The following is a 23020-nucleotide window of genomic DNA, read 5'->3' on the forward strand; positions in this document are numbered from 1 at the left end:
CTTCCGCCGGCTCAGCTCCGGCGGCGCAGCACCCGCAGCGAGTCCGTGACCGAGACCTCCTCGAAGTCTCCCGACTCCAGCGCGCGAAGGTAGATCCGGTACGGCGCCTGGCCGCCGTCCTCCGGGTTCGGGAAGACGTCGTGGATGACCAGCAGACCCCCGGGGGCGACCTTCGGGGCCCAGCCCTCGTAGTCGTTGACGGCGTGCTCGTCCGTGTGCCCGCCGTCGACGAACACGAACCCGAGCTGTCCGCCCCATACCTTCGCGACCTGCGGCGACCGCCCGACCACGGCGATCACATGCTCTTCGAGGCCCGCCTTGCGCAGCGTCCGCCGGAACGTCGGCAGGGTGTCCATGAGCCCCACCTCGGGGTCCACCACGGTCTCGTCGTGGTACTCCCACCCCGGCTGCTGCTCCTCGCTGCCCCGGTGGTGGTCCACGGTCACCGCGACCGTCCCCGCCTGCCGCGCCACGTCGGCCAGCAGGATCGTGGAGCGCCCGCAGTACGTGCCCACCTCAAGGAGCGGCAGCCCGAGCTTCGCGGCCTCGGTGGCCGCCGCGTACAGGGCGAGCCCCTCACCGACGGGCATGAAGCCCTTGGCGGCCTCGAAGGCGGCGAGGATCTCGGGCGCGGGCTCGGACATGGTGACTCCTACTGGCGGGTACGCGGCTGACGGCGCCCATCGTGCCCTACGCGTCGCACTCGAACCACACCGTCTTCCCGTCGGCCCGCTCGTCGACCCCCCACCGGTCCGTCACGGCCTCCACCAGGACCAGTCCCCGCCCACCCGCGTCCAGCGGATCCGCCGCCTTGGCGTGTACGGCCCCGGGCACCCCGTCCGCCACCTCCACCCGGAGCCCGTACGGCTCCCGCAGGATCAGCACCGCGCAATGCCGGCCGGGCACGTGCCGGACGACGTTGGCGACGAGCTCCGTCAGCGCGAGGGCGGCCGGGTCGGCCGGCCGGTCGAGCTCCCAGCGCGTGAGGAACATGCGGAGGATGCGGCGCATGTGACCGGCGGAGTGCTCACCGACGGTGAACCGCATGCGGTAGCTCGTCGCAAGCACCGCAGGGTAGAGGTCTGTTGCCTGATTCATGCCACCAGACTGAACGGGCTTCGTTACGCTCGGCTACGGCCTGAACACAACGCCTCACCGCGTGAGCTTGGGGGTGACCGCACGATGGTCAACATCCGCAGCCTGGATCCGAGCGCCTCGCCGCTGGACTATTACGGATACGAACTCCGCCGTCTGAGAGAGGAGGCGGGGCTCAGTCAGTCGCAGCTCGGCAAGATCTTGTACTGCACAGGCTCGCTCGTGGGTCAGATCGAGACCGCGAAGAAGGTTCCGACGAGACGGTTCTCGGAACAACTCGACGCGGCGTTGATGACGGGCGGGCTGTTCTCGCGGCTGGTGGGTCTGGTGCTGAAGAGTCAGCTGCCGACGTGGTTTCAGCCTTATGCGGAGATGGAAGCGAGGGCGACGTACATCTCCTCGTTCCAGCCTCAACTGGTCGTTGGACTTCTCCAGACGGAGGCGTACGCCCGCGCCGTTCTCGGCGTCAGGACGGACGGGGATCTCGATGGCAGGGTCGCCGCCCGAATGGAGCGACAGCGGATCCTGTGGGGGGAGATTCCTCCTCTGATGTGGGTTGTCCTGACAGAGGCGGTGCTCCGCCAGGAGATCGGCGGCAAGGGGGTGATGAGGGCCCAACTCGCCCACCTGTTAAGCATGCAGGAGCACGAGTGGGTGAAGATTCAGGTCCTGCCGTTCGAGGCCGGCGCGCATGCCGGGTTCATGGGCGAGTTCAACCTCCTGCGCTTCGAGGGTGACCCCGACGTCGTCTACACGGAGGACTTCGTGCAGGGGCATATGACCGCCAATCCAGCCGCGTTCAGAGAAGGCTCGCTCCGTTACGATCACCTGCAGGCCGCTGCACTCTCGGTCGAGGGGTCGGCCGCACTGATCGCCCGCGTCATGGAGGAACAGTATGGGGACCGACCAGAACCTGACGGGCGCGCGTTGGCGTAAGTCCTCGTACAGCGGGGACACCGGCGGCAACTGCATCGAGTGCGCCCCGCTCGGCGCCGCCGCGTGGCGTAAGTCCTCGTACAGCGGTCCCAACGGCGGCGACTGCATCGAGATCGCCGACCTCGCCCCCCACATCGCCGTCCGCGACTCCAAGAACCCCCAAGGCCCCGCCTTCCTCGCCACCCCCGCCGCCTTCACGGCCTTCGTGGAGGCCGCCGCCGAGGGGCGTATCGGCGGTCGCTGAGCATGGCGACCCTCATAGGGACGATGATCCTCGCCATCGGCCTGCCGGCCTGGGCGGGGATCACCTACGTCGGGCTGGTCCGGGCCCGGCAGGGCGGTGAACTGCCCCAGCCCCGGCTGCCCCGGTCCCGCCGTTCGCCCGCCAGGAAGGCCGCCTGGGTGGCCGTGCTCGCCTACCTCGCGGGCGGTGCCCTGCACGTGTACGGGCTGTCGTACCTGCCGTTCCTCGATCCGAGGGACGCGTGCTGGTTCGGCGTGGGGATCATGGCCTACCCGGACTCCAGCGGCGCGCTGCCCGTGAGCCTGGTGTGCCACGGCATCGAGGTCGTCCCGTGGTGGGTGAACCCCGGCCTCCTCGTCCTCGCGGCCACCGCCGTCACCGCGACCGTGGCGAGTGCCGTTCTCTCCGTGCGGGGATCGCGGCGGGCGGCGGCCGTCAGGCGGGGTGCCTGATGCTCTCGAAGATGCGGGCGAAGCCCTCCGTTCCGTGGCCCGCGTCGATCTGGCGCTGGATGAGCCGCTGGACCATGTCGACCACCTCGGTGCTGACGCCCTGCTCGGCACTGGCGGCCTGGAGGTCGCCGAGCTGGGAGAACTCCAGGCTCTGCTGGCCCGCGACGGCGTAGTCCCCGCCGTCGATCACCTCGGCGTAGCCCGCGAGGCCGCCGGTCATGGCGGACAGCCACGGGGCGGCCGAGGCCGCGAACTCGCGGGCGGAGATCCCGGCCGGGGCGACCATGGCGGCGCCGTGGACGAAACCGGCGAACATGACGTACATGCCCGCGAGCAGGGCGAGGTCGTACAGGGGCGCGAGACCGGCGTCGTCGCCGTGGTAGGTGCCGGCTCCCCACAGGTCGAGCAGCGGCTTGTACTGGTGGAAGGCTTCGGCCGACCCGCTGTAGAGGACGGATGCCCCGGGCCGGCCGATCATGTGCGGTACGGCCATGATGCCGCCGTCCAGGTACGTGACGCCGGCGCGGGCGGCCCAGTCCGCCAACTCCCGTGACTGGCCGGGGGAGGTGGTGGTCACATTGATCAGGGTGCGTCCGGCGAGGTCGTCGGTGAGCGGGTCGAGCACGTCGTGGACGGACGCGTGGTCGAGGAGGCAGGCGATCACCAGGCCGCTCGCGCGGACGGCGTCGGCGGCCGTGTCGGCGTGCGTGGCGCCGAGGGCGAGGAGGTCGTCGGCCCTGCCCGGGGTCCGGTTCCAGACGGTGGTCGGGTGTCCGGCCTTCACCAGGGCGGCGGCCAGCGCGCTCCCCATCGCTCCCAGGCCGAGGACACTCACCTGGACGCTGTTGTCGGTCGTCATCTCTTGGGCTCTCCCTCGTGTTCCTGTGCTGTGAGGGAATGCTCTTCGCCGCGGGTGGGGTTGACCAGTGCGGACTATTTAGTGGGATGCGCACCCGGGGGTAAGTACCCCTGGGTGGTGGATGGTTCGAGGAGGGGTGGATGGCGGCATCGGCTCGGCGTGGCCCGTACGTCTGCGGCGTCGACGCGGCGATGGACGTGGTGTCGGGAAAGTGGAAGGTGCTGATCCTGTGGGAGCTGGAGCACCACGGGGTCCGGAGGTTCGCCGAGCTCCGTCGGGGGCTGCCGGGCGTGAGCGAGAAGATGCTGAACCAGCATCTGCGGGAGATGGCGGAGGACGGCCTCGTCCACCGCGAGGTGTACGCGGAGGTGCCGCCGAAGGTCGAGTACTCCCTGACGGACCGAGGCACCACCCTCAACGCGGCGCTGGCCCCTCTGGGGGCGTGGGGCACGGAACGCATCCGGGAGATCTGCGCGGAGAAGATCCCGGCCGACCGCCTCGGCTGACAGGCCGACACTTTGCCGATCAGGCTTGAGGAGAGGGGCATGGACGCCCACGGGGAAGACCTCTATCCGGACGTGACCGCGGCGGGTGGCCTTGTCGCCGCCCTGCGGCAGGTGGCGGAGAGGCGTGGCCGTGACATCGGCCTGTCGCCCTACGCCACCGAGGCCGTCGGCATCGAGACGAACAGGGGCTACCTGTCGGTCGACACGGTGACCGGGGAGCGGCTGTTCCGGCTCCGTACGTACATCCCCGACTTCGGCTGGTACGTCGGCTCCACGGATGATCTCGGAGCGCTCGTGGACGCGATCGCCGCATGGCGGGACGGCGTGCCGCTCGACGTGTTGAAGGAGAGGTTCGACTTCCTGGACCTCGACGAGTTCACCGGGGCGCTCGCGTCCGGAGAGCCCACGTCCTCGCAGTGGGCGAATCTCCTGTCGTCCGAGTACTACCGGGGGCAGCGGGACCTTCTGCGCCGCCTCCACGCGGACGAGGTGCTGCGGAACATGTTCCCGACGATGACGCACCGAGCCGTCCGCCTGCAGGTGGACCCGATGGACTACACGAGCCGTCAGGTTCTGTTGCACGAGCCGGACGAGGGGCGTTACGAGGCCCTGCGCGTCGGGGTGTCCGGGGCGGACTGGACCGAGGTGCGGAGCGAGGACCTGATCGCCCACCTCCGTGCCGGGCTGTGCGACGACCGGCCCGCGTGACGCCCGGACTGGTTGCCTTCCGGCCAAAGTGTGGCTGGTAATGATCGCTGGCCGCACCCTTTCTTCACAGCCTTCTCACAGGCGGCACCGCGTGTGACCTTGACGATTGCGTGCGCCAGGACATGAGTTCACCGGCAAGCGGATTTCCGCTCCGCGATCCGGACGGCGCGGTCGACCCTTGCCAAGCGTCGTTCACTCGGGGTTGAGTGACGCGGCGCGCATCGGGACCGACCATCCCGTGTGATGCGCGCACGTCATGGCGGTCGGGGGGACACCACCGCCACTGGGGGGAAGTACGGGCATCGCCATGTCGCGGTGCCCGCTCACCGTGAACGTCGCCCCGGGCTACCCCCTGCCCGCCCTCGTTCGCTGTGAAGGATGTCCTCCTTGCGGTTCAAACCGGGGTTGTTCACCTCTCGATCACGCTTGTCCACCACGCTCACCACGGCCGTCACCTCCGTCGCCGCGCTGGCCGTCCTCGGCGGGGTGGCCGTCCGGCCCGACCTGGCCGTGCCGGACGCCCAGACCGTGGCCGCCGTGGCCGACTCGTACGACGGCTACGACAGCAAAGCGGCCCAGCAGCTGCGCGAGGACCAGTGCATGGGCACCGAGGCCCTGCGCATGGGCGGGCCCAATCTGCACGCCCTCGCGCAGAACGCGCTCACGCTGCCGCCCGATCAGCTTCACACGAAGCTCGTCCGGGACATGTACAACGACAAGACCCCGCTGCACGCCGCCTGGAACGCCGACCGGGCGCTCACGGACCAGTGGCTGGAGAAGGTCCGCAACCAGGGGCACGCCTGGAACAGCGCCGCGAGCCTGGACTCGTACCCCAACGCGCCCGAGGACGCGGACAAGATCTTCGACAGGACCGGGCTGCTCCCGTGGCTCTACCAGGGCTACTCGGACCCGCTCAACCTGTTCAACCCCTTCTACGAGTCCTCCCCGACCGCCGACGACAAGACGAAGGCCGCCGCGCTCGCGGTCGGTGACCCGCTCTACACGAGTGGCGGGACGCCGAAGGAGCGGGAGGCGTGGGCGCTGTGGAAGAAGAACTCCGGGAAGGTCGAGGAGAACCAGCTCTTCGTGCCCCGGGTGTTCGCCGATGACGCCCGGATCTTCCTCGCCGCCGGTGGCTTCCCCCGTACGGCTCCGGAACCGGACAGCGCAGAGTTCCGGATCGCGGTCGAGGACCTGAAGGCCCGCTTCGGGGCGTGCGGTTGGCACGACCCGATCGACCCGAACAAGGTCCTCGGCAAGCAGGTGGCGCAGGCCGCGTCCGAGTGGCAGCGGGAGATCGCCGGCCAGACCGCGCAGCGGCAGCAGATCCTCACCGCGGGCAAGGACGCGGGGAAGGCGCTGCAGGACGGCACGTACGCCCTCAGCATGCTCCTCGGCCAGTCGTGGCTCGCCGACTACTACACCCGGTGGCAGGACCACTGGGCGCCGGGCGGTGTCGGCTGGATCGGCAACGGCTACACCGTGATCCAGGTGCCGGGCGCGGCGGGCATGTGCCTGGACGTCCAGGGCGGCGGCAAGACCAACGGCACGCCCGTCCAGATCTACACCTGCAACGGCGCGGCTTCGCAGGAGTGGTCGCTGGAGGGCGGCGAGGAGGACCTCCACCTCCGCAACACCGGTTCGTTCAAGTGTCTGGACGTGGCCGGGAACGCGTCGGCCAACGGTACGAAGATCCAGATCACGGACTGCTACAGCACCAAGGGCCAGTCGTGGAAGGCCGATGTCCGCGCCCCCTCGACCCTGAAGAGCGTGACCACGGGCAAGTGCCTGGACCTCAGCTCGTTCACCAAGAGCACGGACGCCCGGCTGTTCGACTGCAAGGACACCGCGGCGCAGAAGTACCTGATCAAGCCCAACGGCAAGAAGGGCGCGGGCAGCACCCCGTACCCGGTCAAGACCCAGTTCGACGCGGCGAAGAAGGGCCTCACCGACGCCCAGGCGGCCGCGAAGACACACCTGGCCACGGTCAAGGCCCAGCTGGAGCTCACGAAGAAGGCGGCCGCCTCGTCCGACACGGCCCTGCAGGCCGCGTACGGCGTCGCGGACGCCGCCGGTGCACCGCGCGGCCGTGGACTCCTGGTCGGCCAGCAGAAGGCCCAGGTCACCAAGGGAGCCGTCGCCGCGCTCACGGCGATGGTGAAGGCCGGCGAGACCGCCGAGGCCGCCACCCGCGCCGCCGCGGGCGACAGCGCGACCATCACACAGCGCGCCCTCGCCCAGACCGCCCAGGTAAACGCCGAATTCCGCAAGGAAGCCGCCCACATCGCCGAACTGCAGGCGAAGGCGGCGGCCGACGGGGCCAAGCTGCACCGCGACAACGCCAAGAAGGACAAGGAGACCGCCGAGGCCAAGCTCGCCGTCGCGCTGAAGGCCGAGGGCGACGCCAAGGCGGCCGCCGCCGACGCGCACGCCAAGCGGCTCGCGGCGCAAGCCGAGGAGGCCACGGCGAAGGCGGAGAAGGACACCGCCGCCGCCAAGCAGAACGAAGCCGCCCGGCACAAGGAGACCGCACGGACCGAGGCGGGGAACGCCCAGGCGGCCAAGGAGCAGGCCGAGGCCGCCGAGGCGACAGCCGTTGCCCGGAAGAACGACGCGGTCAAGGCACGGGACGACGCCAAGGCCAAGCGGGACGACGCCTGGGACGCCGAGCAGAAGGCCGACGCGGCCCGCGCCAAGGCCGACGCCAAGGACGCCTACGCACGCTCCCTGGACGCCGGAACCGCGGCCGACGCGGCCCGTGTCGCCGCGGACGCGGCCAACACCCATGCGAACAACGCCGAGGCCGCGGCGGGCAGGGCCCGTACCGCGGCGAACGCCGCGACCGAGGCGGCGGCCGCGGCGGACGCGGCAGCCACCCGCGCCGAGGCGGCCGCCAAGCGGTCCCGCGCGAACGCGGACGCCGCCCAGGCGGCCAAGCTGCGGGCCGACGCCGCGGTGAAGACCGCGACCAGCGCCGCCGCCGACGCCATTGACGCCTCCGAGCACGCCGCCGCGGAGGCCGCCACCGCCGTCAGGCTCGCGGACGAGGCGGCGAAGCTGGCCAGGACCGCCAAGTCCGAGGCGGACGCGGCGAGCAAGGAGGCCGCCAAGGCCCTCGCCGCCGCCGCGAAGGCCGCGGGCTTCGCCCACGTCACCGCGCAGGCCGCCGTGGACGCCGGCAAGGCCGCCGTCCAGGTCGCCAAGCCCGCCAACGACGCGATCCAGCTCGGCTCGCCCTACGCCGCCACCGACTCGGCCGCCGGCCTCGTCGTGCTGACCGGGCAGGCCTCCAAGACGATCGCCGACCAGCAGAAGGCCGTCGCCGACGCCCACGCCAAGAACGCGCAGGCGGAGGCAGTCGCCGCCAAGAGCATCGCCGACCAGGCGGCAGGCGACGCGAAGATCGCCTACCAGTACGCGGCGAACGCCGCCGGACACGCGGCGACCGCCCGCGGCTACTCGAAGGAAGCCCTCGGCTACGCCGCGGACGCGGCGGCGGTGGCCGCGAAGGCCACGCAGTCACTGGCCCGCACCGTCGAGTATGACCGCAAGGCAGCCGAGGATGCCGCGGCCGCCGACCAGGCCGCAGGGCGCGCCGAAGGCTACGCCCGGCAGGCCCGGGAATCGGCCGACCAGGCCGCGGCCGACGCCCAGGCGGCCCGCGAGGCCGCGGCCGCGGCCGAGCAGTCCGCCAAGGACGCCCGCGCCGCCGCCGACCGCGCCGCCACCGCCGCCACCGAGGCGGAACAGGCGGCCAAGGACGCCGCCGCGTACGCCAAGGAGGCCCAGGAAGCGGCCGACCGGGCGGAGAAGGCCGCGAAGGCGAAGCAGATCGAGACCGGAACCGTCGTCGACGAGACCGGTGGCTCGATCGGCAACATGTTCTACGTCATCGACCGCATCGAGAACATCGGCGAGCCGCAGACCATCAGGAAGACGGAGGGCTGCGACGGCTGGATCGACAAGCTCTTCTACACGGGCAACTGCACTATCACCGCGAAGATCAGGTACAAGGCGTACGTCGACCTGTACCTGTGCAACTCGCCCTACCTGAACCCCACGAAGGCCACGTGTCCCTCCGACGCGACCGTGTACCTGGGCGAGCACCCGACCAAGGAACTGTCCCAGGAGCTCACCCACACCATCACGATCGCCGAGTACCAGTCGAACGTCGACCCGATCGACATCCTCTTCGGCAGCTGGATCAGGTGCGCCCAGAAGATCGCGCCCGGCGGTGAGAGCGGGAGCTGGGGCGGCTGCGCCTGGGCTGCCGTGGACGTCGCGACCCTGTTCGCCGGCAAGGCCCTGCGGCCCATCGCGGAAGCCGTCATGGCGGTGGACGCCGCCGCGAGGACGGGCATCGCCTTCGCCGACGCCTACCGGGCCCTGCGGACCCTCGGCCTGTCCGAGGAGGCCATCGCCGGAATCACCAAGACGCAGTTCCTGCGGCTGAGGGCCACGTGCCTGACGTCACTGGCCCCGTCCAAGGCGAGCGCGCTGCCGACCGGGGGCGGTGCGCGGCGGATCAGCGCGGCAGCCAACGCCAAGTGCCCGGACTACGTCGCCGTGGCGCCGAGCGGTCTCGGAATCGTCGCGAGCATCAACGATGCCGGGATCGTCTCCATGGCCGTCAAGAAGGGGCCGGGTACGCCGAGTGGCGGAGAGATGTTCAATGCCGCTCTTGCGCACTTCGGTGACAAGGTCAAGGGAGTGAAGGCGTACTGGCAGAACGGCGGGGATCTCAGCGACAACCTGAATGACTTCAACAAGGCCGTGCGAAGCGGCGAATACGGCTCTCTTGAGGAGGCAGCGCTTCGGGGTACGTTCACGGGTCACATGTCTTCGAAGGCCGGGTTCACGAAGGCGGAGATCGTTGAACTTCGAGGAATGTGGGGCGAGTACACCGAGGTCGGTGTGATCTTCTCGTAGGGTCTCGCCCGCGAGATTCGCGATACGGTAAGCCAAGGTGAGGGTGGGTCTCACGCGAAGTGGGGCCCATCCTCGCATGGTCGGTCGTCGTCAAGGTGGAGCCGAAAGCCAGGGGTGGGAATGAGTGATCTGGAAATCGTCGCGGGTGAACTGAGGTCAGCCCGCGCGGAAGGAAAGGGCGCGACGGAGTTGGCCCTGCTTTGCAGGGACGAGTTGGGTTCGGCGTTCGGCGTCATCTCCTTCATCGCCGTATTCCGTTCGGCGTTTGACGTTCCGCTTCACGTTCTTCAGCGGGCGCAGGCGTGGGAGGGATTCGGCTGGGGAGAGGCCCGGATTTCGGACGAGGAGTTCTCCGAGCTCCTCGCGCCGTGGCTCACGGACTGACGAGCCCGAAGCCCGTGGGACATCCGATGTTCGACCTCCCTCCCCAAGCCCCACCCGAAGTCATCGCGGAGGATCATGCAGGGCGCCCTGCTGGGAATCCTCGCCTCGGCCGGATTCCAGGTCGAGAAACCGGATCCGCACGCGCACGGAAGCGCGGTGTAGGTGAAGGGTCTCCGACCCTGATGCACTGCGCGTCGGGAACGAGGGCCTGACGCAACGGAAGCCCCGCCGGTCGGCCCCGGCGGGGCTTCTTCGTGCGCCCGACCCGAGGGTCACGCCCCCGCGAGCACCGCCCGCAGCTTACGGACGCCGGTCTTCCACTCCTCGCCGTCCGACTCCTCCCAGAGTTCGAGGAGTTCGGAGGGCTCGGTGAGGATCCGGTCCAGGGCCGTCACGGCCTGCGGGCGCAGGTCGGCCGGGAGGGGCGGCAGGGGGTCCTTCGGGGCGTACGAGGTGGTGACGGGGTCGCCGCCGGGGCACTGGGCAGCGAGCAGGGCCGCCGACGCGATCGCCTCGTCCGCCAGGTCCGCGTCCAGGTACGCGTCGCCGGTCTCGATCACCTCGCGGAACGCCGTGCGCAGCACCTCCGCCTTCTTCTCCACCGGGGCCTCGTCCACCCGGTACGAGAAGTCGGCGGCGGTGTCGTTGTCGAAGGGGCCGATGTCCCAGGTGCCCATGGCGTACTCGCTCTCCGTGCTCGGTCGTTCCGCTGTACCCACAGACTGGCAGGCACCACTGACAACGCCGGTCCGGTGTAAGGGCCCTGAGCGTGGACCCCCGCTACCAGCTCCAGAAGCCGCCGAGGACCGACGTGCGGCCGGACTCGTCGGTGCCGACCAGGTGGGCCGCCTCGGCGCCCCCGCTCGAACCGTCGTCCAGCGGGACGACGAAGCGGTGCTGCCCGAAGTGCAGGACGATGATCCGGTCGGGATCCAGTTCGCAGCCGTCGACGGTCTCGCCGATGTAGCGGCGCATGCGATCGAGCGACCCCGGCTCGGGGAAGCGCCACTCACTGCCGTCGTACACCCCGACGGGGTCGGCCAGGGCCCGCAGCACCGGGCCGTCGAAGTGCAGCTCGACGTAGTCGCGCACGAAGGACACGGCGCTGACCTCAAGGCCGATCAGGAGCCGGATCGGGTCGTCGTCCGGGACGTTCGTGATGTTCATGAGCTCATGCTGCCGGACCTCGGCCCGGGGCCAATCAACCGGTCTCGGCCCGGGGCCTCGGCCCGGGTTCTCCGCCCGGGGCCTCCGCCAGGTCCCGGCGTCGTCAGGCGTCGAGCGGGTGGCCGGTCGTCGCGTCGACGTGACCGGGGAGCGGGTCGTGGCGGTCGCCGACGGTGAGCGTGCCGGTGGGCTCGACCATGAGGATGGCGGCGCCGTCGGGGGCGTACGGCCGGTGCTCGGTTCCTCGGGGGACGGTGAAGACGGAGCCGCGGGGGAGTCGGACCGTGCGTTCTCCCGCCGGCTCGCGCAGGGAGATGTACAGCTCGCCGTCGAGGACGAGGAAGAACTCGTCGCAGCCCTCGTGGGCGTGCCAGACGTGCTCGCCCGCGACCTTGGCGACGCGGACGTCGTAGTCGTCGACCCGTGTGACGACGCGGGGGCTCCAGAGGGCGTCGAAGGAGGCCAGGGCGGCTTCGAGGGCGATGGGTTCCCCGGGCTTCGTAAGGTCCATGCGGTGATCCTCGCGGCTGGAGCGACGGCGGCGTGAGTGCTAGGAATCGCGTATGCCGCATCATTCCTCTCAGTCCGCGCATGGTGGGCTCCACCGGGTCGTCGTGATCGTGGACGCGCACTCGAACCCCTTCGAGCTCGGCTGCGCCAGTGAGGTCTTCGGCCTGCGCCGGCCCGAGATCGGGCGCGAGCTGTACGACTTCCGCCTCTGCTCGCCCGAGCCGAACACCCTCATGAGGGACGGCTTCTTCACCCTCACCGGCGTGGCCGGTCTGGAGGCGGCCGAGACGGCGGACACGGTGATCGTCCCGAACCGTCCCGATGTCGACGTCACGCGCCGCCCGGCGGTGCTCGACGCCGTGCGGCGGGCGCACGCGCGCGGGGCGCGGCTCGTCGGCTTCTGCAGCGGTGCGTTCACGCTCGCCGAGGCCGGGGTGCTCGACGGGCGGCGGGCCACCGCGCACTGGCAGTGGGCGGACTCCTTCCGGGAGCGGTTCCCCGCGGTGACCCTGGAGGAGGACGTGCTGTTCGTCGACGACGGGGACATCCTGACGGCGGCGGGCAGTGCGGCGGCGCTCGACCTCGGGCTGTACATCGTCCGCCGTGACCACGGCGCGGAGATCGCCAACGCCGTCAGCAGGCGGCTGGTCTTCGCGGCGCACCGGGACGGCGGACAGCGGCAGTTCATCGAGCGGCCGGTGCCCGAGATCCCCGAAGAGTCGCTCGCTCCGGTGCTGGCCTGGGCGCAGGAGCACCTGGACGCACCGCTGACGGTGCCGGACCTGGCGGCGCGCGCCGCCGTCAGCCCGGCGACGCTGCACCGCCGCTTCCGCGCGGAGCTTGGCACGACGCCGCTGGCCTGGCTGACGGGGGAGCGCCTCGCACTGGCCTGCCGACTGATCGAACGGGGCGAGGTGCGCCTCGAAGCGGTCGCCCGGAACAGCGGCCTGGGCACGGCGTCGCACCTGCGCACCCTGATGCGCCGCGAAACGGGCCTGAGCCCGTCGGAGTACCGCCACCGCTTCGGCCCGCGGCCCGGCCGGCCACCCGCCGCCACCTGACGGCGCTCCGGTCGGCGGAGCGCGCGGCCCGGAGCTGTCCCCCGGAGGCGGGCAGTCTGGCCGGCAACCGCCGGGCCTCCTGGTCGGCGCCCTCATGCGCGTCCGTGGCCAGCGTCCGAAGCTGCTGGAAGAACTCCTCCTCGCCGGCTTCGCCGGACAACCAGCGAGGATCGCGGTCGACTTCGGCGGAGAGCTGGTCGGCGACCGAGTAGTCCTCGGCGTGCGCCAGGGCCGCCAGCACGGCGCGCAGCCCCCACACGTCCCTCCGCCCGAGGAGAGCCGTCGCCGTCTCCTGGACCACTCCGGTGTCGCGGGCGTCGAGGAGGAGGCGTCGGAGGACCTCCGCGACCTCCGGTACCTCCGCGGCGGAGTCCCGAGATTCCCGTATCTGACCTTCCGTCAGAATGGAACGTGTTCTAGTCTGCCGCGCATGGGCATCGCCATCACGCACGAACAGCGGGAGCTCGCCCGATCCGTCCGGGGCTGGCTCCACCGCGCCGTACCGCCCGAGGAGGTCCGCAAGCACCTGGACGTCCCCGGCACCGCCACCGGACGGCCCGCCTACTGGGACGCCGCCGCCGAGCAGGGGCTCCTCGGCCTCCATCTCCCCGAGGAGTACGGGGGAGGGGGAGGCGACCTCGGAGACCTCGTCGTGGTCGTGGAGGAGGCCGCGAGGGCGCTCCTGCCAGGGCCCTATCTGCCCTCCGTCCTCGCCGCCGAGCTACTGCGCAGGACCGGGCAGGGAGGACTGGCCGGCACCCTCGCCCGCGGGGAGCGCATCGGCGCCGTCACCCTCGGCGGCGGGCCCGGCTCCGGGGCCGGCGGTCTCACCGCCGTCCGGACCGCGAGCGGATACCTCCTCGACGGCGCCGCGCCCCCCGTCCTCGGCGGCGCCCAGGCCGACCTGGTGCTCCTGCGGGCCGCCACCGCCGACGGCGGTGTCTGGCTCGCCGTCGACACCGACGCGCTCGGCGTCCGGCCCCACGAGAGCGCCGACCCGACCCGCCCCACCGCCGAGATCACCGCCCGCGCCGCGCACGTCCCCGCCGCCCGCGAACTCACCCTCGCCCCCGGCCCCGCCACCACCCCCACGACCGGCGCCGACTCCGGTTCCGACGCCCTCACCGCCCTCGTCCACGACCTCGCCGCCCTCCTCCTCGCCGCCGACGCCTGCGGCACCGCCGCCCGCGCCGTCGAGACCGCCGCCGAACACGCCCGCACCCGCGAACAGTTCGGCCGCCCCATCGGACAGTTCCAGGGCGTGAAGCACCTCTGCGCCGACATGCTCGTACGGCTCGAACAGGCCCGCGCCCTCACCTGGGACGCCGCCAGGGCGGGGGACGACGAAGCCCGCTCCCTCGCTGCCGCGCTCGCCGCCGCCACCGCCCTCGACACCGCGTTCGGCTGCGCCAAGGACTGCATCCAGATCCTCGGCGGCACCGGGTTCACCTGGGAGCACGACGCCCACCTGCTGCTCCGCCGCGCCGTCGTCGCCCGCCAGCTCCTCGGCACCGGCGACCGGCACCGGCTCGCCGCCCTCCGGCACGCCGCCACCGGCGTCCGGCGCGGCCTCCGGCTCGACCTGCCGCCCGAGGCCGACCCGTACCGCGCGGCCGCCCGCGCGGCCGTCGCCCCCGCCGCAGGACTCGCCCCCGCCGCTGCCCGCCGCGCCCTCGCCCCCACCGGCTACGCCGCCCCGCACCTCCCGGAGCCGTACGGACTCGGCGCCGGCCCCCTCCAGCAGCTCGCCGTCCAGCGCGAACTGGACGAGGCCGGGATCACCGTCGCCGGACTCGGCATCGCCACCTGGGTCGTGCCGTCCCTCCTCGCCCACGGCACCCCCGCCCAGCAGGACGAGCACCTCGGCCCGACCCTGCGCGGCGAGCGCCTCTGGTGCCAGCTCTTCTCCGAGCCCGGCGCGGGCTCCGACCTCGCCTCGCTCCGCACCCGCGCCGAGCGCACCGAGGACGGCCGCTGGCGGATCAACGGCCAGAAGGTGTGGACGAGCGCCGCCCAGTGGGCCCACCACGGCATCCTGCTCGCCCGGACCGACCCGGCCGCACCCAAGCACAAGGGCCTCACCTACTTCCTCGTCGACATGCGGAACACCCCCGGGATCGACATCCGGCCGCTCAAGGAGATCACCGGGGAGTCCCTCTTCAACGAGGTCTGGTTCGACGACGCGATCCTCCCCGCCGACGCCGTCGTCGGCGAGGTCGACGACGGCTGGCGGGTCGCCCGCAACACCCTCGGCAACGAACGCGTCCACATGGCCGACCAGGTCGCCTTCGACACCGGCCTCGAAGCCGTCATCGCACAGGCGGACCGGGTCGACAGCTCCGTGCGGGTGCGGATCGGCGCCCTGCTCGCCGAGGCGCACGCGCTCGCGTGCATCGGCCTGCGCACCACCCTGCTCCAGGTGTCCGGACTCGAACCCGGCGCGGGCGCCAGCGTCCGCAAGCTCGTCCAGACCCTCCACCAGCAGAGACTCGCCGAACTCACCCTCGAACTCCTCGGCCCCGAAGGCGCCGTGCGCGAGGGCCCCGGCGAACGGGCCGTCCACGGCCTGCTCATGTCCCGCTGCCTCACCATCGCGGGCGGCACCACCCAGGTACAGCTCAATGTCGTCGCCGAGCGGCTGCTCGGCCTGCCGCGAGACTGAGGGGGAAACGAGATGACCACCAAGGCGTACGTCGTCGGGGTCGGGATGACCAGGTTCGAGAAGCCCGAGACCCGGGACTGGCAGTACTGGGACATGGCCGAGGAGGCCGGAACCGCCGCCCTCGCCGACGCCGGCGTCCCCTACGCGCGCGTGGAGCAGGCCGCCGTCGGCTACTGCTTCCAGGCCTCCACCGCCGGACAGCGCGCCGTGTACGCACTCGGGCTCTCCGGCATCCCCGTCTACAACCTCAACAACAACTGCGCCACCGGCTCCACCGCCCTCATGACCGCCCGCCAGTTCGTCGAGGGCGGCATCGCCGACTGCGTCCTCGCCCTCGGCTTCGAGAAGATGAGCCGGGGCGCGCTCGGCGGCGGGTCCGGTGCGGGCGACTTCACGACGTCGCCCGTCGCCCGGCACTACGGGATCATGGCCGCCGGCCACGGCTTCGAGGCGAGTCCGCCCACCGCGCAGATCTTCGGCAACGCCGCCCGCGAGCACATGGAGCGGTACGGGACGACCGAGGCGCAGCTCGCGGCCGTCGGCGCCAAGAACCACCAGCACTCGGTGAACAACCCCAACGCCCAGTTCCAGGACGTCTACACGGTCGACGAGATCCTCGCCGCGAAGACCGTCCACCGGCCGCTCACCAAGCTCCAGTGCTCGCCCACCTCGGACGGCGCGGCGGCCGCCCTCGTCGTCTCCGAGCGCTTCGTCGACGAGCACGGGCTGCGGGACCGGGCGGTGGAGATCGCCGGACAGGCGATGACCACCGACACCGAGGAGTCCTTCGCCTCGGGCTCCTGCATCGACGCCGTCGGCCGCCCGATGTCCCGGGCAGCCGCCCGGCAGGCGTTCGAGCGCTCCGGGCTCGGCATCGAGGACGTCGACGTGATCGAGCTGCACGACTGCTTCTCCATCAACGAACTCCTCACGTACGAGGCGCTCGGCATGTGCGAGGAGGGCGCCTCCGGCAAGCTCGTCGAGTCCGGCGCGACGACGTACGGCGGCCGCTGGGTCGTGAACCCCTCGGGCGGCCTCATCTCCAAGGGCCATCCGCTCGGCGCGACGGGCCTGGCGCAGGCCGCCGAACTCGTCTGGCAGCTCCGGGGCGAGGCGGGAGCCCGGCAGGTGACGGGCGCCCGGGTCGGGCTCGCGCACAACATCGGCCTGGGCGGCGCTGCGGTGGTGACGCTGCTGCGCAGGTCGTAGGACCTTATCCCCATGTACGGGGCGGATGCGGTCTGCGACCATCACACTCATGCCGCAGACCGACTCCGCACGGACGACCCCCGCCACCCCCTCCCTCCCCACGCCCCGCGCCTGGGCGGTCGTCCTGACCGCCTGCGCGGGCCAGTTCCTCGTCGTCCTCGACGTCTCCGTCGTCAACGTGGCGCTCCCGTCGATGCGCACCGACCTCGGACTCTCGGCGCTCGGTCTGCAATGGGTCCTCAACGCCTACGCCATCGCCTTCGCCGGCTTCATGCTGCTCGGCGGACGCGCCTCCGACCTCTACGGGCGGAAGGCGATGTTCCTGCTCGGACTCGGTCTCTTCACGGCCGCCTCGGTCGCGGGCGGCCTCGCCCAGGAGGGCTGGCAGCTCGTCGCCGCCCGCGCGGTGCAGGGCCTCGGCGCCGCCGTCCTCTCGCCCGCCACCCTGACCCTGATCACCGCCGCCGTCCCCGCCGGAGCCGCCCGCACCCGGGCCATCGGCACGTGGACGGCGGTCGGCGCGGCCGGCGGCGCGGCGGGCGGCTTCGTCGGCGGCGTCCTCGTCGACCTGCTGTCCTGGCGCTGGGTCCTGCTCATCAACGTCCCCGTCGGCGTCGTCGTCCTCGCGGGCGCGCTGGTCTGGCTCCGCGAGTCCCGCACCGGCGCGGGCCGCCGCCTCGACCTGCCCGGCGCGGTCCTCGTCACCGCGGGGCTCGCCACCCTCGCGTACGGCATCGTCCAGACCGAGGAGGCGGGCTGGACGGCCCCGGCGACCCTGCTCACGCTCCTCGGCGGTCTGGCGCTCCTCGGCTTGTTCGTGGCGGTGGAGGCCCGCACGGCGGAGCCGCTGATGCGGCTGGGCATCTTCCGTACGCGCGCGGTGTCGGCGGCCAACGTGGCGATCCTGCTGTGCGGTTCGAGCTCCTTCGGCATGTGGTTCTTCATGACGAACTACGCGCAGAGCGTCCTCGCGTACTCCCCGCTCCAGGCCGGTCTCGCCCTGGTCCCCAGCTCCCTCGCCGTCGTGCTGGGTTCCAAGGCGGCCCCGCACCTGATGCCGTCCCTCGGCGCCCGGAACCTCGCCGTCATCGGCGCCCTCGTCGGGGCGGCGGGCTTCGCCTGGCAGTCGACGCTCACCGCCGACGGCACGTTCCTCGGGACGATCCTGGGCCCCGGCATCCTGATGATGGCCGGCCTCGGCCTGGCCACCACCCCGCTCGCCGCGCTCGCCACCTCCAGCGCCGCCCCGTCCGACGCGGGCCTCGTCTCGGGTCTGGTCAACACCTCCCGCACGATGGGCGGCGCGCTGGGCCTCGCGGTCCTCTCGACGATCGCCGCGGCGGCCACCCCCGCCGTCACCTCGGCGGCACCGGACCCGTCCTCCCTGGTTCCGGGGTACGCGATGGCCTTCCGCGTGGCGACGGGCGTGCTGATCGGGGCGGCGCTGCTGATGCTCCTGTGGCTTCCGAAGCCGGCGGAGTCCGTGGCCCGCCGCGGGTGACAATGCCCGCGTGATATCGATCAAGAACAAGCTCAGAACCGCCGTGACCGCGCTGGCCGTCGGCGCCTCCCTGCTGGTCGCCCCGTCGGCCTCGGCGGAACCGGTCCTGGCCGTGACCACCGGCGCCGTGTTCAACGACCCGAACAGCACCGACGCCGCCGCCAGGGGGCGGATCCTCTCCCACCTGGCGGGGCTCGTCGACGGCGCGGAGGCGGGGTCGTCCATCCGGATCTCCCTGTACCTGTTCCACTCCGTGTACCTGGCCGACAAGCTGGGCGAGGCCCACAGGAGAGGCGTCGCCGTCCAGGTCGTCGTCGACGCGGACAGCAGGTCCACCGGCCTCGAGACCCTGAAGACCCGGCTGGCGGACCCGGCGGGCAGCCCCGACTCCTGGGTGCGGACCTGCAAGCCGGAGGAGGCCTGCCTGGCGCTGGACCCGGGCACCACGGCGGCGGACCCGAACGGCACGTACGACAACGTCAACCACAACAAGTTCTTCCTGTTCTCCCGTACCAAGGGCAAGGGCGACGTGTTCGTCGACGACGTGGTCGTGCAGGGCTCCGGGAACCTCACGAGCCAGGACACCGACGACTGGTGGAACGACGCGCTGACGGTCGTCGGCAACACGGAACTGTTCGACGCGTACACCCGGTACTTCGACGACCAGGCGGCGGCCGCCGCCGGGCAGACGCCCCAGGTCGCGGACTACGCCCACGACACCCAGGCGGGCAAGGCGAAGATCTACTTCTTCCCGCGGTCCACCACCGACACGGTCGTCAACATCCTCGCGACGGTGGCGCCGGTCGTCACCCCGGACTCCTGCACCGGGAACTCCCCGGGATTCGGCACCGCGGACGGCCGTACGAAGATCCGCATCGCCCAGGGCCACATCACCCGCACCGAGGTGGCCAGGAAGCTGTGGGAACTCGCCGACGCCGGGTGCGACATCGAGATCGTCTACCGGTCGCTCGACAACTGGACGGCCGACGACAAGCCCATGGGACAGGTGGCCAACTGGCTGACCAGGCCGGTGACGGGCAAGGGCCGCATCACCCTGCACCAGCTCGACAACGACAAGCGCGGCGGCTCCGACTCCCACACCAAGTACCTGCTGGTCGAGGGCACGTACTACGGCGGGGTGAACAAGAAGATCGTCTTCACCGGCAGCCACACCTACACGACGACCGCGCTCAGGTACAACGACGAGACGCTGCTCAAGTACGAGGACGCCACGGTCTTCGACGCCTACGTGAAGAACTTCGAGGCCCAGCGGGCGGCGGCGATCGCGGGCCTGTAGGCGCCGGGGCCGACCGTCGGCCTCGCGCCCGGAGCTACAGCCACCCCTGCCGGCGGGCCGCTCTGACCGCCTCCATGCGGTTGCGCGTGCCCGTCTTGCCGATCGCCGACGACAGGTAGTTGCGGACCGTCGACTCCGAGAGGTGGAGGGCCGCCGCGATGTCCGCGATCGTCGCGCCGTCCACCGCGGCCGCCAGGGCGTCCCGTTCGCGGGCCGTCAGCGGGTTGGGCCCCGCGCCGAGCGCCGCGGCCGCCAGGGCCGGGTCGATCACCGTCTCGCCCCGCAGGACCTGACGGATCGACTCGGCCAGCTCCTCCACGGGGCCGTCCTTCACCAGGAAGCCCGCCGCACCCGCCTCCATCGCCCGCCGGAGGTACCCGGGGCGGCCGAAGGTCGTGAGGATCAGGACCCGGCAGTCCGGGGCCTCCGTACGCAGGTCCGCCGCCGCGTCCAGACCCGAGCGGCCCGGCAGTTCGATGTCGAGCAGCGCCACGTCGGGACGCGCGAGCAGCGCCGCGTCCACGATCTCGTCACCCCGGCCGACCTGTGCGACGACCTCCATGTCGTGCTCCATCCCGAGCAGCAGGGCCAGCGCCCCGCGCATCATCCCCTGGTCCTCCGCCAGCAGCAGACGGATCATGTCCTCGGCTCCCCCTCGCACTCGTGCGGGCCGGGGGTCTCCGCGGGAAGCTCCGCGGCGACCCGGAACCCGCCCCGAGGAGCCGGTCCCGACTCAAGAGTGCCGCCTGCCGCCGCGACCCGCTCGCGCAGCCCCCGAAGACCGCTGCCCGGGGCGACGCCGGGGGCGGCGAGCGGGCCCGGGCCGTCGTCGGTGACGGTGAGACGGACCCGGCCGGCGGCGCCGTCCAGGGCGATCACACAGCGGGACGCGCCGCTGTGCCGTACCGCGTTCGTCGTGGACTCCCGCACCACCCAGCTGAGCAGGGCCTCCGTCTGCGGTTCCAGGAGCGGGCCCGAGCGGCGTACGACCGGTTCGATGCCGGCCGAGGACAGCGCGTCGCGCGCCCGGTCCAGCTCGGTGGCGAGGCTGCCCTCGCGGTAGCCGGTGACGGCCTCCCTGATCTCGGTGAGCGCCTGCCGGCCCACCGCCTCGATGTCCGCCACCTGGGCGAGGGCCGCGTCGAGGTCGCGCGGTGCGAGGCGGCGTACGGCCTCCGACTTCACCACGATCACCGAGAGCGTGTGACCGAGCAGGTCGTGCAGGTCGCGGGAGAACCGCAGCCGCTCCTTCTCGACGGCGGCCGTGGCCAGTTCCTGCCGGGTCGCCTGCAGTTGCCGGACCGATTCGTCGAGCGCGAGGATCGCCGCCGTCACCATCAGGGACATGAACGTGCCGTACACGACGCCGATGGAGTCCCAGCCGTCCCGCCAGAACGTCACCACCCCCACCGCCACGACCAACGGGGGGCTGACCCACCGCAGCAGCGGCCCGTGCCGCACCACCGCCCCGATCGCGAGGCCCAGGAGCGGGAACAGGAGCAGCCACTCCCTCCCGTAACCGATGGCGAGTGCGAAGGTCAGCACCCCGAGCGCGGCGAGGAGTCCCCAGGTCGGCGCCGTCTCCCGGCTGGGCGGGTGGCAGGCGCGGAAGACGATCGCGATGTAGAGGGTGTTGAAGGTGAGCAGCCCGAGGCCGCCGATCCACGGGTTCGGGGCCTGGCCGCCGAGCAGGTGGGAGAGCGCGCCCAGGCCCATCAGCAGCCAGGGGAGGAGGCTGAGCCCGTTCGGGCCCCGCTCCCACTGCTGTTGGTCGGGCAGCGCCTTGATGCCCCGCCGGATGTTCCTCACAGCCGCCCCCCTCACACCGTTCTCGCCGAACGACGGTACGAGACCGCCGCGTACGTACCGAAGAGTGCCGCCCACCCGAGCAGTACGGCCAGGGTCGACGCCCCCGGCGCCGTCCCCTCCGTCACCGCCACACCCAGATCGGCGAAACGGTTCGTCGGTGTGAACTCCGAGACCGTGCGGAGCCAGTCGGGGAAGAGCACGACGGGGAACCACAGGCCGCCGACCACGGCGAGCCCCAGGTTGCAGGCGACGTTCACGACCCCGGTCGTCTGCGCCGTGAGCCGGTAGCCGTTGCCGAGGCCGAGCAGGGTGAACGGGAGCGAGCCCAGCCAGAGCGTGACGGCGACGGCGACCCACTGCCAGGCGGCCATGCGCACGCCGTTGGCGAGAGCGCCCGCCAGGAGGACCGCGGCGATGGCGGGGAGGACGACCACCGCTCCGGTCAGGGCCCGGCCGGTCACCACCTGGAGGGACGTCATGGGCGTGATGCGCAGCTGGCGCAACCAGCCCGTGGTCTTGTCCTCGGCGACCCCGTTGCCGACGGACAGCGCGGCGCCGAGGGCCCCGTACGCCGCCATCCCGACCGTCGCGGCCTTCTTGTACGCGCCGTCGTCCCCGGCGCCGAGGTTGGTGAAGAGGAGATACATCATCACGGGGACACCGACGGTGGAGACGAGGAACCCGGTCTCGCGCAGGGCGCGGCGGACTTCGAGGCGTACGTAAGCGGTGATCATCGCGTGGGCTCCAGTCGTTCGCCGGTCCGGTGGGACAGGGTGAGGAAGGCGTCGTTCAGGGAGGCCTGGGTGACCTCCAGGGAGCGGATCGCGTCCCGCGCGGCGAGGGCGCGGACCGTGGCGTCGGAGTCCTCGCTACGCAGCCGGGCGCGGTCGCCCCGGACCTCGACGGAGGTGACCCCGGGGAGCGTCCCGAGCCACTCCGTCGGGCTGCCCGCCAGGTCGAAGGAGACGAGGCTGCCGCCGGCGGCCCGCTTGAGCTCCTCGCCGGTTCCGTCGGCGACGATCCGGCCGGCGTCGAGGACGACGATCCGGTCGGCGTACGCGTCGGCCTCCTCCAGGTAGTGGGTGGAGAACAGGACGGTGTTCCCCCGCCGTGCGTAGCCGCGCATGGCCTCCCAGAACTCCTGGCGGGCCTCGACGTCGAGCGCGGCCGTCGGCTCGTCCAGGACGACCAGCTCGGGGTTGCCGACGAGCGCGACCGCGAAGCGGACCCGCTGCGCCTGGCCCTCGGAGAGCCGGGCCACCCGGCGCTCGGCGAACTGGGAGAGTCCGGCGAGGGCGAGGGCCTCGGCGACCGGCATCGGCGCCGGGTAGGTCCGGGCGACGAAGGACACGACCTCGCGGACGGTCACCCGGGGGGTGGCGTGGCCCTCCTGGAGCATCGCGCCGACCCGGCCGGCCGCGACGGCGAGGGCCGGGGCCCCGCCGAAGAGTTCGACGTGGCCGCCGTCGGGCTCGTCGAGGCCGAGGAGCAGGCTCACGGTGCTCGACTTCCCGGCGCCGTTGCGGCCGAGCAGGGCCACCGTCTCGCCGCGCCGGACGGTGAGGTCGATCCCATCGACGGCACGGACGGCGCCGTACGTCTTCGTCGCGGCCCGGAAGGCGACCGCCGGTTCGTTCGTCAGGTCCTTCGTCACGCCGTCGACGGTACGAATCAGGGGCCGTCGCCCGGCA

At 72.0% G+C, this 23020-nt stretch carries 22 protein-coding genes; 12 read left to right on the forward strand and 10 right to left on the reverse strand.

The genetic code is table 11. From position 1 onward, the window contains the following. Window positions 1-11: 11 nt before the first annotated feature. Both ACZ4XX_RS10865 and ACZ4XX_RS10870 read right to left on the reverse strand, forming a co-directional pair. Window positions 12-644, reverse strand: a complete 633-nt coding sequence (locus ACZ4XX_RS10865; RefSeq protein WP_468507600.1) for a class I SAM-dependent methyltransferase — start codon at window positions 642-644, stop codon at window positions 12-14. A 46-nt stretch (window positions 645-690) separates the two neighbouring features. Further along, window positions 691-1098 (reverse strand): ATP-binding protein, encoded by a 408-nt coding sequence (locus ACZ4XX_RS10870; protein ID WP_468507601.1) that lies wholly within the window; start codon window positions 1096-1098, stop codon window positions 691-693. 84 nt (window positions 1099-1182) lie between these two features. On the opposite strand from ACZ4XX_RS10870, the gene ACZ4XX_RS10875 reads away from it, so the two are divergent. From ACZ4XX_RS10875 to ACZ4XX_RS10885, 3 genes are read left to right on the forward strand one after another with little or no spacing between them, the layout of a single operon-like run. Then, window positions 1183-2031 carry a helix-turn-helix domain-containing protein gene (locus ACZ4XX_RS10875; protein WP_468507602.1) on the forward strand — a complete coding sequence of 283 codons (849 nt, stop codon included), beginning with the start codon at window positions 1183-1185 and terminating at the stop codon, window positions 2029-2031. Beyond that, a complete protein-coding gene (locus tag ACZ4XX_RS10880; RefSeq protein WP_468507603.1) occupies window positions 1991-2275 on the forward strand; it encodes a DUF397 domain-containing protein in 285 nt (94 codons plus the stop codon). Before ACZ4XX_RS10875 ends, ACZ4XX_RS10880 begins: the two co-directional genes overlap by 41 nt. 2 nt (window positions 2276-2277) lie before the next feature. Next, complete coding sequence (locus tag ACZ4XX_RS10885) at window positions 2278-2727, forward strand: hypothetical protein (protein ID WP_468507604.1); 450 nt, start codon at window positions 2278-2280, stop codon at window positions 2725-2727. Here ACZ4XX_RS10885 and ACZ4XX_RS10890 read toward each other — a convergent pair. Beyond that, a complete protein-coding gene (locus ACZ4XX_RS10890) occupies window positions 2711-3586 on the reverse strand; it encodes an NAD(P)-dependent oxidoreductase (protein WP_468507605.1) in 876 nt (291 codons plus the stop codon). The genes ACZ4XX_RS10885 and ACZ4XX_RS10890 overlap by 17 nt on opposite strands. Window positions 3587-3726: 140 nt before the next feature. On the opposite strand from ACZ4XX_RS10890, the gene ACZ4XX_RS10895 reads away from it, so the two are divergent. From ACZ4XX_RS10895 to ACZ4XX_RS10910, 4 genes are all read left to right on the forward strand, one after another. Next, window positions 3727-4092, forward strand: a complete 366-nt coding sequence (locus tag ACZ4XX_RS10895; RefSeq protein ID WP_468507606.1) for a winged helix-turn-helix transcriptional regulator — start codon at window positions 3727-3729, stop codon at window positions 4090-4092. Between the two features lie 39 nt (window positions 4093-4131). Beyond that, window positions 4132-4800, forward strand: a complete 669-nt coding sequence (locus ACZ4XX_RS10900) for a hypothetical protein (protein ID WP_468507607.1) — start codon at window positions 4132-4134, stop codon at window positions 4798-4800. A 378-nt stretch (window positions 4801-5178) separates the two neighbouring features. Then, window positions 5179-9729: a ricin-type beta-trefoil lectin domain protein gene (locus ACZ4XX_RS10905; protein WP_468507608.1), complete on the forward strand. Its 4551-nt coding sequence runs from the start codon at window positions 5179-5181 to the stop codon at window positions 9727-9729. 120 nt (window positions 9730-9849) lie between these two features. Beyond that, a complete protein-coding gene (locus tag ACZ4XX_RS10910) occupies window positions 9850-10113 on the forward strand; it encodes a hypothetical protein (protein WP_468507609.1) in 264 nt (87 codons plus the stop codon). Between the two features lie 272 nt (window positions 10114-10385). Here the strand turns inward: ACZ4XX_RS10910 and ACZ4XX_RS10915 are convergent, their stop codons facing one another. From ACZ4XX_RS10915 to ACZ4XX_RS10925, 3 genes are all read right to left on the reverse strand, one after another. After that, complete coding sequence (locus ACZ4XX_RS10915) at window positions 10386-10790, reverse strand: DUF4259 domain-containing protein (RefSeq protein WP_468507610.1); 405 nt, start codon at window positions 10788-10790, stop codon at window positions 10386-10388. 103 nt (window positions 10791-10893) lie between these two features. Continuing rightward, window positions 10894-11280: a hypothetical protein gene (locus ACZ4XX_RS10920; protein WP_468507611.1), complete on the reverse strand. Its 387-nt coding sequence runs from the start codon at window positions 11278-11280 to the stop codon at window positions 10894-10896. Window positions 11281-11383: 103 nt separating this feature from the next. Further along, on the reverse strand, window positions 11384-11791 hold the full coding sequence (locus ACZ4XX_RS10925; protein ID WP_468507612.1) for a cupin domain-containing protein: 408 nt from the start codon (window positions 11789-11791) through the stop codon (window positions 11384-11386). A 52-nt stretch (window positions 11792-11843) separates the two neighbouring features. Here ACZ4XX_RS10925 and ACZ4XX_RS10930 point away from each other — a divergent pair, with 52 nt between their 5' ends. From ACZ4XX_RS10930 to ACZ4XX_RS10950, 5 genes are all read left to right on the forward strand, one after another. Further along, window positions 11844-12851: a GlxA family transcriptional regulator gene (locus tag ACZ4XX_RS10930; protein ID WP_468507613.1), complete on the forward strand. Its 1008-nt coding sequence runs from the start codon at window positions 11844-11846 to the stop codon at window positions 12849-12851. A gap of 430 nt (window positions 12852-13281) precedes the next feature. Then, entirely contained in the window at window positions 13282-15513 is a 2232-nt protein-coding gene (locus tag ACZ4XX_RS10935; protein ID WP_468507680.1) for an acyl-CoA dehydrogenase, read from the forward strand. A gap of 12 nt (window positions 15514-15525) precedes the next feature. Continuing rightward, on the forward strand, window positions 15526-16722 hold the full coding sequence (locus tag ACZ4XX_RS10940) for a lipid-transfer protein (RefSeq protein ID WP_468507614.1): 1197 nt from the start codon (window positions 15526-15528) through the stop codon (window positions 16720-16722). 49 nt (window positions 16723-16771) lie between these two features. After that, window positions 16772-18223, forward strand: a complete 1452-nt coding sequence (locus ACZ4XX_RS10945) for an MFS transporter (RefSeq protein WP_468507615.1) — start codon at window positions 16772-16774, stop codon at window positions 18221-18223. 10 nt (window positions 18224-18233) lie between these two features. Beyond that, on the forward strand, window positions 18234-19520 hold the full coding sequence (locus tag ACZ4XX_RS10950) for a phospholipase D-like domain-containing protein (RefSeq protein ID WP_468507616.1): 1287 nt from the start codon (window positions 18234-18236) through the stop codon (window positions 19518-19520). Window positions 19521-19554: 34 nt separating this feature from the next. Here the strand turns inward: ACZ4XX_RS10950 and ACZ4XX_RS10955 are convergent, their stop codons facing one another. From ACZ4XX_RS10955 to ACZ4XX_RS10970, 4 genes are read right to left on the reverse strand one after another with little or no spacing between them, the layout of a single operon-like run. Beyond that, complete coding sequence (locus ACZ4XX_RS10955; protein ID WP_468507617.1) at window positions 19555-20160, reverse strand: response regulator; 606 nt, start codon at window positions 20158-20160, stop codon at window positions 19555-19557. Then, window positions 20157-21329 (reverse strand): sensor histidine kinase, encoded by a 1173-nt coding sequence (locus ACZ4XX_RS10960; protein ID WP_468507618.1) that lies wholly within the window; start codon window positions 21327-21329, stop codon window positions 20157-20159. Before ACZ4XX_RS10960 ends, ACZ4XX_RS10955 begins: the two co-directional genes overlap by 4 nt. A gap of 11 nt (window positions 21330-21340) precedes the next feature. Then, window positions 21341-22063, reverse strand: a complete 723-nt coding sequence (locus tag ACZ4XX_RS10965) for an ABC transporter permease (protein ID WP_468507619.1) — start codon at window positions 22061-22063, stop codon at window positions 21341-21343. Then, window positions 22060-22983, reverse strand: coding sequence for an ABC transporter ATP-binding protein (locus tag ACZ4XX_RS10970; protein WP_468507620.1), 924 nt, complete (start codon window positions 22981-22983; stop codon window positions 22060-22062). The genes ACZ4XX_RS10965 and ACZ4XX_RS10970 overlap by 4 nt, the downstream gene beginning before the upstream one ends. Window positions 22984-23020 lie beyond the last annotated feature (37 nt).

This window comes from Streptomyces sp. NPDC029956 (genome assembly GCF_055574655.1).